The sequence below is a fragment of the Actinoplanes sp. NPDC048791 genome (assembly GCF_040650095.1).
Lineage (GTDB): Bacteria > Actinomycetota > Actinomycetes > Mycobacteriales > Micromonosporaceae > Actinoplanes.
In genome coordinates this window covers 1-9380 of sequence record NZ_JBEZGQ010000068.1, presented here as the reverse complement: position 1 = coordinate 9380, position 9380 = coordinate 1, and the positions used below count along the sequence as shown (strand labels likewise).

The following is a 9380-nucleotide window of genomic DNA, read 5'->3' as shown; positions in this document are numbered from 1 at the left end:
GGCCGGAGAGACCCTCGTCGACCACCTCGGGCATCGATCCCTTGCGGTACGCCACCACGGGCGTCCCGCAGATCATCGACTCCACCACGGAGAGCCCGAACGGCTCGGCGAACAGGATCGGGTGCAGCAGGGCGGCGCTGCCACCGAGGATCTCGGCCCGTTGCGCCGGCCCGACCGAACCCAGGTAGACGACCCGGTCGCCGTCGATGTGCGGTTCCACCTGCTCGGCGAAGTAGCGCTGGTCCTGCACGATCCCGCAGAGGGTCAGCCGTCGGCCGGCCCGGCGGGCGATCTCGATGGCGGTGTGCGTGCCCTTGTCCGGGTGGATGCGCCCGAAAGCCACCAGGCCGTCCCCGCCCACCGGGTCGAACGGCAGCCCCTCGAGGTCGACACCGTGGTAGACGGTGGCCACGTAGTCCAGGTCGGGGGAGCGGTCGGCGTCCGAGATGGAGACGTAGTGCGAGCGGCCCCGCCGGTACGCCGGCAGGATGTTCGGCCCCGAGAAGCCGTGCACCGTGGTCAGCATGGGCGCCTTGCAGTGCGCGGAGAACGCCAGCGGCAGCCAGTCGAGGTGGTTGTGGACCAGGTCGAAGTCGCCGGAGCGCTCCAGCGCGTACGCGACGTGCAGGGCCTCCCAGACCCGGCCGTCGAGCTCCGGGGTGTCCTCGTAGCCGCTCGGGCAGATGCCGTCGAGTGTGGCCTTGGTGACCGAGTCGAGCGTCGCGAACAGTGTCACGTCGATCCCGCGCGCGGTCAGGCCCTCGGCGAGCAGACTGGTGATCAGCTCCCAGGGTCCGTAGTGAACCGGCGGGGTGCGCCAAGCGACCGGTCCGAGCAGTGCCACTCTCATGGGCCCCAGTATGGGAGCGGAACCGATGTTTCGCGGGAGGTTCCCGTGTTAAGGAGTGACTATGCAGAACCCCTGGTGGCACCGCGCCGTCGTTTACCAGATCTATCCGCGCAGCTTCGCCGACGCCGACGGGGACGGCATGGGCGACCTGCGCGGGATCAGCGCCCACCTGGACCACCTCGCGGGTCTGGGCGTGGACGTGATCTGGCTGTCCCCGGTCTATCCGTCGCCGCAGGACGACAACGGCTACGACATCAGTGACTACCAGGACATCGATCCGGTCTTCGGCGACCTGGCCGGTTTCGACGAGCTGCTGGCCGGGGTGCACGCCCGCGGCATGAAACTGATCATGGACCTGGTGGTGAACCACAGCTCGGACGAGCACCCGTGGTTCGCCGAGAGCCGCTCGTCCAAGGACAACCCGAAGCGCGACTGGTACTGGTGGCGCCCGGCCCGCGACGGCATGGAGCCCGGTGCGCCCGGCGCCGAGCCGACCAACTGGGGCGCGGCGTTCGGCGGCCCGGCCTGGGAGTTCGACCCGGCCACCGGCGAGTACTACCTGCACCTGTTCAGCCGTAAGCAGCCGGACCTCAACTGGGAGAACCCGGAGGTCCGCGAGGCGGTCTACACGATGATGAACTGGTGGCTGGACCGGGGCGTGGACGGCTTCCGGATGGACGTCATCAACTACATCTCCAAGGACACCACGCTGCCCGACGGACCGGTGCGGCCCGGGATCGCGTACGGGGACGGCTCGGCGTCCTACATGAACGGCCCGCGGATCCACGAGTTCCTGCACGAGATGCACGAACGGGTCTTCGCCGGCCGCCCGCAGGAGCTGCTGACCGTGGGCGAGATGCCGGGCGTGACGATCGACGAGGCGAAGCTGTTCACCGACCCGGCCCGCGGCGAGGTCGACATGGTCTTCCAGTTCGACCACGTCTGGGTCGACCGGGGCGAGGACCCCTGGCTGCTGTACCCATTGCGGCTCACCGACCTCAAGGCGATCCTGGGCCGCTGGCAGGCCGGGCTGGCCGAGAACGGGTGGAACAGTCTCTACTGGAACAACCACGACCAGCCGCGGGTGGTCTCCCGCTTCGGTGACGACTCACCGCAGTACCGGGTCCGGTCGGCGCAGATGCTGGGCGCGGTGCTGCACCTGCATCGCGGGACGCCGTACGTCTACCAGGGCGAGGAGCTGGGGATGACGAACGCGCCGTTCGCCACCATCGCCGACTTCCGCGACATCGAGGCGCTGGGCCAGTACGTGCAGGCCGTCGACCAGGAGGGCCGCGCCCCCGAGGATGTGCTGACCGTGCTGCGGGCCCGCGGGCGGGACAACGCGCGGACGCCGATGCAGTGGGACGCCTCGCCGCACGCCGGCTTCACGACCGGCACGCCCTGGCTGGCCGTCAACCCGAACCACACCCAGGTGAACGCGGAGGCCGCGGTCAAGGACCCGGACTCGGTCTATCACTTCTACCGCAAGCTGATCGCGCTGCGGCACGAGGAGCCGGCGGTCGTCTACGGCGACTTCACGATGCTGCTGCCGCACGACGAGCGGCTGTACGCCTTCACCCGCACCCACGGCGACACGACGTTGCTGGTCATCGGCAACTTCTCGGGCGAGACCGTCCGGGCCGGGATCGACGACGCCGCGGCGTGGGAGGCAGCGGAACTGCTGCTCACCAACGCCGCGGCGCCCGAGGATCTGGTCCTGCAACCGTGGCAGGCCGTCATCTATCGCCGGATCAGCCGGTGATGGTGTCCCAGGAGAAGGCCAGCAGTGCGAAGGCCGCGCCGAGCAGGGCCAGCGAGATGCCCCGGGTGCCGATCGGCAGCGCGGCGAGCACGAGCAGGATGACGGCGATGAGGTAGAAGAGAGCCTGGATGCTCATTGGTGTTCCTCAATTCGTGTGGGGGATGCGGCGCGGCATGTACCCCCCGGCCGAGTCGAGCTAAACAACCGTGACCATCCCGTTGTACTGCTCAGACCGTGCTGGTCTGCCGCACACCGGCCTGCTCGCGCAGCGCCCAGCGGCGGGCCAGCACGGTGGCGCCGGCCAGGGCGGCCAGCACCAGCAGCATCTCGGTGAGCACGACGGGCGCCCAGGTGCTGAAACCGGTCAGCGCGGCGAAGCCCATGGTGATCGGGGTGATGACGATGCCGGCGAGGGGCAGCAGCAGGCACATCGCGTGCACGGTCGCCCGGATCCGTGGCAGCGCCCGCAGGTGGTAGCGGACGGCGGTCACCGCACCGACGACGACGATCACGGCGGGGATGCCGTAGAAGACCGCGACGGCGACCTGCACCGGCACGTGGATGCCGCGCGGCATGTCGAAAGTGCGGACGGCGACCTGGAAGAACAGCACGAAGAACGCGTAGCCGACGGCGGCGCCGAGCACAGCGCCGGTCAGGGTGGTGCCGATCAGCCGCCCCAGCTCCGGTGGCTCGCGCCGGACGCCGGCCTCGTCGGCGAGCCGCCGCGCGAAGGTGGACACGTCCTCGCCGAGCAGCCGGTCCGGCGCGACCCCGTCCGCGGCCGCCGACTCCAGATCCAGGCGCAGGTCGGCGGCCAGCGCCTCGCGGTCGGCCCGCTGCACGCCGTGCTGCCGCCAGGCGCGGTCGGCGGTGGCCAGCGCGTCGTCGATGGGGTCCACGGTCAGCTCCTCGGGCTCTCGGTGACGGTGTCGCTCAGCATGGCGTCGACGACGCCGACGAACCGGGCCCACTGCTGCTGCCACGACCCCAGCCGGGCCCGGCCGGCGCCGGTGAGCGCGTAGACCTTGCGCGGTGGCCCGGCCGGGCTGGCCTCCAGCTCGTCGGCGACCAGCCCGAGCCGGCGCATGCGCGTCAGCAGGGGATAGACGGTGCCGTAGCCGACCCCGTCGAAGCCGGCCGCCTCGACCCGGCGGACCAGCTCGTAACCGTGGGCGGGCTCGCGGGCCAGCAGTGCGAGCAGGCACATGTCGAGCGCCCCCCGCAGCAACTGGGTCTGCCGCTCGGCGTCCCCCGGATCGGTCACTATCATGCGTCACATAATAGCCCCACTATTAGGCGGCGCCAAGTACCGCCTCGTGCAGCGGAAGGATCACCGCGGACGGGCGCTCCGGGTCGTGGTGGACGGTCGTGCGGGTGGCGACCAGCTCGGTCGCGGTGGCCAGCGGCTCGCCAGTGCCGTAGTTGCGGGCGAAGCGGGGATGCGCGCCCCCGCTGACCTGCAGGCGGATCCGGTGACCGGGCTCGAAGCGGTGACCGGCCGCGCCCATGGGCACCCGCACCAGATCGTTGTCCGCGTGGTCCGGGGTCAGCCGGGTGAAGCCGTCGCACACGTTCACCGAGCGGCCGTCGGGGTGCACGTCGCAGAGGCGGACGAACAGGTCGAAGTGGCCGGTGCTGCCGCTCGCGTACAGCTCGGCGGTGGGCGTACCGATGATCTCCAGGGCCGAGCTCAGCGGCGCGGTGGTGAAGGTCCGGACGTCGGACCGCGCCTCCAGGGTCTTGTTGTCCCTGGCCCCGGCCGTGCGGGACTGCGACTGGCCGGCGAACGACGGCGTCGGGTCGGCCGGGTCGTAGTCGAAGGTGGTGCTGCCGGCGTCGAGCTCACCCAGCTCACCGGCCGGCCGCAGGTGGTAGCGGATCGGGGTGCTCGGCGGCGGCCAGGCGTTCAGCTCACGCCAGGCGTCGTTGACGTGCACCCGGATCCGGGTCCCGCGCTCGCCCTCCCCACGCAGGTGCACCCGCAGATGCTCCAGGGCGTCCGCGAAGACCTCGGGCCGGCCCGCCTCGAACAGCGAGGTGTGGGTCCACGGGCCGATCATGAGGGTCGGCTCCTGGCCGGCCCGGCGCAGGCGGGCGTACTGCCGCAGGGTCTGGTCCAGGGCCAGGTCGTGCCAGCCGGAGACCAGGCTCACCGGCACGGTCATCCGGTCCGCCGCCGGCCCGGCGTCGGCGCCGGCCCAGAACAGATCATCCTGGTACGGGTGGGTGAGCCAGTCCTCGAACTCCTGCCGCCGGCCCCCGAGTGCCCGGCGGTAGGAGTCGAGGAGTGGCACACCACGCACGGCGTGCCGCAGATGCCGTGCCAGTCGCAGCAGGGCGCGGAGATATCGGCCCGTGCCCGCCCCTTGATGGAAGAACGCCATGCCGGCGATCAGGGCCAGTTCCAGCCGGAAGGCGCAGTGCTGGTCCGGGTGCATGGCGTCGTAGAAGTCGTGGACGGCGACCTGCAGCACCGCCGCTCGCCACTCGGGCGGCGGGTCGAGGCCGAGGGCCCACTGCGCGTAGCTGAACTGGCTCGGCCCGATCGTCGCGAAGGTGCCCGGGAACCACTCCTGCTTGCGCAGCCAGTCGACCGCCGCCTGGCCGTCGGCGGCCTCGTTGCGCCAGACGTGGAAGTCGCCGCCGGAGCCGCCGGTGCCCCGGGTGCTCTGCAGGATCACGCGGTAGCCCTGGGCGGCGAAGGAGGCGCCGAACAGTGAGTTCCACGGGAAGCCGCGGCCGTAGGCGCTGCGGACCAGCAGCACCGGGCACTCCTCGTCGGTGACCGGGGCGTAGTGGTCGGTGATCAGCGGGCTGCCGTCGGCGGCGGGCACTTCGATCCCGGGCTCCCACCGCACCTCGTACGGCATGGCCTCCCGTGCGCGGCGGCGGAGCAAGCGAAGGAAAAATGGCAGTGGTTCCATGACCGGACCCCTTTCCCGTACGTTGTACTGAAAATAGCACCCCGGAGGAATCCGTGCCACGAGGCCGCCCGCCCAAGCACTCGCGTACGCAGGTCGTCGCCGCCGCGATCGCCGTCGCCGACGCCGAGGGGCTCGACGCGCTCACCATGCGGCGGCTGGCGGCCGAGCTCGGTGCCGGGGTGATGTCGCTGTACACGTACGTGCGGGACAAGGACGACCTGGTCGACCAGATGGTCGACCAGATCAGCGCCTTCGATCCGGAGCACGGGGGCACGGACCTGCTCGACCTGGTCCGCTGGCAGCGGCAGCTGATGCTGCGCCACCCCTGGCTGCCCACCGCCCTGCCCAACCGGCAGCTCACCGGCCCCAACATGCTCGGCTACCTGGAACGCGCGCTGACCGCCCTGGCCCCGACCGGGCTGCCCGGCGGCGCCAAGATGGAGATCCTCGCGCTGCTGACCGGCTTCGTCGCCAGCTACGTGAGCCACGAGCTGGCCCAGGCGCAGGCCGGCATCACCGACCCGGAACGGATCGCGGCGCACGTCGAGCAGCTGCAGGCGGCGGTGGCGACCGGCGCGTACCCGGAACTGGCCCGGGTGCTGGCCGAGAACGCGCCCGCCGCCGAACCGAGCTTCGACGGGATCGCCCAGCGCATGATCAAGGGCCTGCTCAGCGGTTAGCCCGGCCGGTTCAGCCACCCGTCGAGACCGTCGAGCAGCCGCGCCAGGCCGAAGCGGAAGAGCAGGTCGAGATCCAGGTCGAAGTCGTCGCTCTCGACCAGCTCGGCGAAGCGCGGCAGGGCATCCGTGCTCAGCGCGGACGGCGGTGCCAGTGAGCCCATCCACTCGTCGCTGCCCACCCCGGTCTCCCGCAGGGCCTCCGCCTCCGGTTCCAGCGCCGTCGCGATACCGCGGGCGAAGCTGAACAGCAGGATGTGCACGTAGAGACGTTGCCGCCGGTCGAGCCGGGTCGGTGCCAGGGTTTCCAGCACCCATTCGACCAGCAGCAGCCCGTTCGGCGCCGGTTGCGGCCGGGTCAGCGACATCGCCGGGGCCAGCCACGGATGCCGGCGGAACAGCCGCCACAGCAGCGTGGTGGAGATGATCAGCCCGGCCCGCCATCCGGGCGGCCGGACGGCCGGCAGCCGCTCCTCGCCCAGGGCCGCGTCGATCATCAGCAGGATCAGGTCGTCCTTGCCCGGCACGTGCCGGTACAGCGACATCGTCGCCACCCCCAGCTCGGCCGCGACCCGGCGCATCGACAGCTCGCCCAGACCGTGCGCGTCGGCCACCGCCGTCGCCACCCGCACGATCCGCTCCCGGCTCAGCTCGCCGTCCGCCGCCCGGGGCGGCGCGACCGTCGCCCGTGGTGCCACCACCGTCCCCACTCCGGGCCGGACCCGCGTGAAGCCCTGTTGTCTCAGGACCGCGAGCGCCTTGGTCGCGGTGGCGATCGCCACCCCGAAGTCGCCGGCCAGCCGCCGCGTCGACGGCACCCGGTCGCCCGGCGTCAGCTCGCCGGCCAGGATCCGGCGGCGCAGTTCCTCCGCGATCCGGCGGTACGGCGGCACGGTATCCGTCACCGCGCCTCCCCAGTCCTAGTACACCGGCGTCGGCAGGACCGACCGTACTAGGGCAGTTTGCTTGTTCCCGACCGGCTGAGCAAGCTGCGCGTACACGGTACGCATCAACCGGAGGAGAGGCATGCGGGTACTCATCTCGGGCGGCGGGATCGCCGGCCCGGCCCTGGCCCACTGGCTCGGCCGCCACGGTATCGGCGCCACCATCGTGGAACGCGCGGCGGCGCCCCGGCCCGGGGGCCAGACCGTCGACATCCGCGGGGCCGCCCGCAGCGTCGTCGAGCGGATGGGGCTGCTGGCCGCGATTCGCGCCCGGTGCGTCGATGAACGGGGCGTGGCCCTGGTCGACAGCTCCGGCCGGCGGCTCGCCGAACTCGGCGCGGACCTCTTCGATGGCCAGGGCATCGTCGCCGAGCTCGAGATCCTGCGCGGTGACCTGGCCGCTGTCCTGCGTGAACACGCCGGACCCGAGGTGGAGCACCGGTTCGGTGACCACCTGGTCGCGCTGGCCCAGGACGAGCGCGGGGTCGATGTGCGATTCGCTTCTGGCCGCACCGAACGGTTCGACGTGGTGGTGGGGGCGGACGGTGTCCGCTCCGCAGTGCGCCGGCTGGCCTTCGGCCCGGAGCGGGACTTCGTCCGGCACCTCGGTGCGTACACGAGCTATTTCACCGTGCCCGATCCCGGTGATCTGAACCACTGGTTCCTCATGCACAACGCCCCGGGCGGACGGGTCGCCGGCCTGCGGCCGGCCCGTCCCGGCACCGCGATGGCCTCGCTGACCTTCACGTCGCCGCCCCGGCCCGTCTCCCGGGAAGTGCTGGCCGAACGCATGGCCGGCGTCGGCTGGCGGGTGCCCGCACTGCTCGCCGCGTTGCGGGACGCCGATGACTGCTACCTGGACGCGATCAGCCAGGTACGGGTCGAACGGTGGGCGCGCGGGCGGGTCGTGCTGCTCGGTGACGCCGGGTACTGCGGGTCGCCGCTGGCCGGGCAGGGCACGAGCCTCGCGCTGGTCGGCGCGTACGTCCTCGCCGGTGAACTCGCCGGGAATCCCGGTGATCCGGAAGCGGCCTTCGCGGCGTACCAGCGGGAGCTCAGCCACTACGTGGCGGCGGGCATCCGGCTGCCGCCTGGCGGCGTACGGGCGTTCGCCCCGAACTCGGCCGCGATGATCGCCTTGCGGGCCGGATCGATGCGGATGATGACCCGGCCGCCACTGCGGGCGCTGATGGCCCGGCAGTTCGGCAAGGCCGAGCGGATCACCCTCAAGGACTATGCGGTGGCGCGGAGTTAGCCGAGCGGCGGCCGCGGGTATTCCCCAGCCATGACCACTGCGCCCGCTGTGCACCGGCCCTCCTGGTGGGGTCTGCTCCCGTTCGCCGCCGCGGTGGCGGCCGCCGCACTGATCGGCGGCCTCGGCGTCGCCGGCACGGCCGCCGAGTACCAGAACCTCGACCAGCCGTCGTGGGCGCCGCCGTCCTGGCTGTTCGGCCCGGTGTGGACGATCCTGTACGCGATGATCGCCGTCGCCGGCTGGCTGGTCTGGCGCCGTACGGGCTGGAACCGCGCCCTCACCGTCTACGCCGTGCAGCTCGTGCTCAACGCACTGTGGACACCGATCTTCTTCGGCTTCGGCCAGTACGGCCTGGCCCTGGTCGACATCGTGGCGATGTGGCTGCTGATCGGCGCGACGATCTTTCTGTTCCGGCCGATCTCCCGGGCCGCGGCGTGGCTGCTGGTGCCGTACTGGGCCTGGGTCACCTTCGCGACCGCCCTGAACGCCGCCATCTGGTCGGCCAACTGACCTCACGCGGGACATGCTCGCGGGCCCCCACTGAGAAGCGGCTGAGAAGCCGGGCTGCTCAGGCCAGCGCCGCGCAGGCCCGGGCGATGGCCGGTCGCAGGTCCGCGTCGCCGCAGTCGATGCTCGCGCCGCGGCCCACCAGCGTCCACGTGCCGTCCACCAGCCGGAGGAAGAGCTGGTCACCCTCGAACCGCTGGGGCGTACGGGCCGGGACGGTGAACACCCGGGCGTACCCGTTGCGGCAGACCGGGACCTGCACGGCCTGCACCTTCAGTCCGGCGGCCGGGTCGTCCACCAGCCGCTTGGCCGTCGGCAGGATGGCCGCCGGCGCGCACGCCGGATCGGTCGGCGGGGGCCCCGGATCAAGCGGGCGGGCACCGGTCGCGGCCTTCTGCCCCGGTGCCTACTTCGCCGGGGCCGTCGTCACGGGTCCGGCCGCCGCCGAGGTCGCCGGCGCC

At 71.9% G+C, this 9380-nt stretch carries 11 protein-coding genes; 4 read left to right on the top strand and 7 right to left on the bottom strand.

The genetic code is table 11. The features are described from left to right. A partial coding sequence (locus AB0C29_RS08160) for a glycosyltransferase family 4 protein (protein ID WP_360816927.1) occupies positions 1-850 on the bottom strand: 850 nt, incomplete at its 3' end. 61 nt (positions 851-911) lie between these two features. On the opposite strand from AB0C29_RS08160, the gene AB0C29_RS08155 reads away from it, so the two are divergent. After that, on the top strand, positions 912-2612 hold the full coding sequence (locus AB0C29_RS08155; protein ID WP_360816924.1) for an alpha-glucosidase: 1701 nt from the start codon (positions 912-914) through the stop codon (positions 2610-2612). Here the strand turns inward: AB0C29_RS08155 and AB0C29_RS08150 are convergent. From AB0C29_RS08150 to AB0C29_RS08135, 4 genes are all read right to left on the bottom strand, one after another. After that, positions 2602-2748: a hypothetical protein gene (locus AB0C29_RS08150; protein ID WP_212990991.1), complete on the bottom strand. Its 147-nt coding sequence runs from the start codon at positions 2746-2748 to the stop codon at positions 2602-2604. The genes AB0C29_RS08155 and AB0C29_RS08150 overlap by 11 nt on opposite strands. 91 nt (positions 2749-2839) lie before the next feature. Beyond that, entirely contained in the window at positions 2840-3511 is a 672-nt protein-coding gene (locus AB0C29_RS08145; protein ID WP_360816921.1) for a hypothetical protein, read from the bottom strand. A gap of 2 nt (positions 3512-3513) precedes the next feature. Beyond that, on the bottom strand, positions 3514-3882 hold the full coding sequence (locus AB0C29_RS08140; RefSeq protein WP_360816917.1) for a PadR family transcriptional regulator: 369 nt from the start codon (positions 3880-3882) through the stop codon (positions 3514-3516). A gap of 22 nt (positions 3883-3904) precedes the next feature. Further along, on the bottom strand, positions 3905-5482 hold the full coding sequence (locus tag AB0C29_RS08135; protein WP_360816914.1) for a CocE/NonD family hydrolase: 1578 nt from the start codon (positions 5480-5482) through the stop codon (positions 3905-3907). A gap of 107 nt (positions 5483-5589) precedes the next feature. Here AB0C29_RS08135 and AB0C29_RS08130 point away from each other — a divergent pair, with 107 nt between their 5' ends. Beyond that, entirely contained in the window at positions 5590-6216 is a 627-nt protein-coding gene (locus AB0C29_RS08130) for a TetR/AcrR family transcriptional regulator (RefSeq protein ID WP_360816911.1), read from the top strand. Here AB0C29_RS08130 and AB0C29_RS08125 read toward each other — a convergent pair. Next, the gene (locus AB0C29_RS08125) at positions 6213-7118 is read right to left on the bottom strand and encodes a GntR family transcriptional regulator (RefSeq protein ID WP_360816908.1); all 906 of its coding nucleotides are present in this window, start codon (positions 7116-7118) and stop codon (positions 6213-6215) included. The two genes, AB0C29_RS08130 and AB0C29_RS08125, sit on opposite strands and share 4 nt — an antisense overlap. Positions 7119-7239: 121 nt before the next feature. On the opposite strand from AB0C29_RS08125, the gene AB0C29_RS08120 reads away from it, so the two are divergent. Both AB0C29_RS08120 and AB0C29_RS08115 read left to right on the top strand, forming a co-directional pair. Next, a complete protein-coding gene (locus AB0C29_RS08120; protein ID WP_360816905.1) occupies positions 7240-8412 on the top strand; it encodes an FAD-dependent monooxygenase in 1173 nt (390 codons plus the stop codon). A gap of 30 nt (positions 8413-8442) precedes the next feature. Further along, positions 8443-8922 carry a TspO/MBR family protein gene (locus AB0C29_RS08115; RefSeq protein WP_360816902.1) on the top strand — a complete coding sequence of 160 codons (480 nt, stop codon included), beginning with the start codon at positions 8443-8445 and terminating at the stop codon, positions 8920-8922. A 58-nt stretch (positions 8923-8980) separates the two neighbouring features. On the opposite strand, the gene AB0C29_RS08110 is transcribed toward AB0C29_RS08115, so the two are convergent. Beyond that, positions 8981-9181: a hypothetical protein gene (locus AB0C29_RS08110; protein WP_360816899.1), complete on the bottom strand. Its 201-nt coding sequence runs from the start codon at positions 9179-9181 to the stop codon at positions 8981-8983. Positions 9182-9380 lie beyond the last annotated feature (199 nt).

Excerpts from the sequence above, each read along its gene's own strand:
- AB0C29_RS08155 (WP_360816924.1), top strand. The coding sequence starts at position 912 with ATGCAGAACCCCTGGTGGCACCGCGCCGTCGTTTACCAGATCTATCCG.
- AB0C29_RS08150 (WP_212990991.1), bottom strand. The coding sequence starts at position 2,748 with ATGAGCATCCAGGCTCTCTTCTACCTCATCGCCGTCATCCTGCTCGTG.
- AB0C29_RS08140 (WP_360816917.1), bottom strand. The coding sequence starts at position 3,882 with ATGATAGTGACCGATCCGGGGGACGCCGAGCGGCAGACCCAGTTGCTG.
- AB0C29_RS08135 (WP_360816914.1), bottom strand. The coding sequence starts at position 5,482 with ATGCCGTACGAGGTGCGGTGGGAGCCCGGGATCGAAGTGCCCGCCGCC.
- AB0C29_RS08120 (WP_360816905.1), top strand. The coding sequence starts at position 7,240 with ATGCGGGTACTCATCTCGGGCGGCGGGATCGCCGGCCCGGCCCTGGCC.
- AB0C29_RS08115 (WP_360816902.1), top strand. The coding sequence starts at position 8,443 with ATGACCACTGCGCCCGCTGTGCACCGGCCCTCCTGGTGGGGTCTGCTC.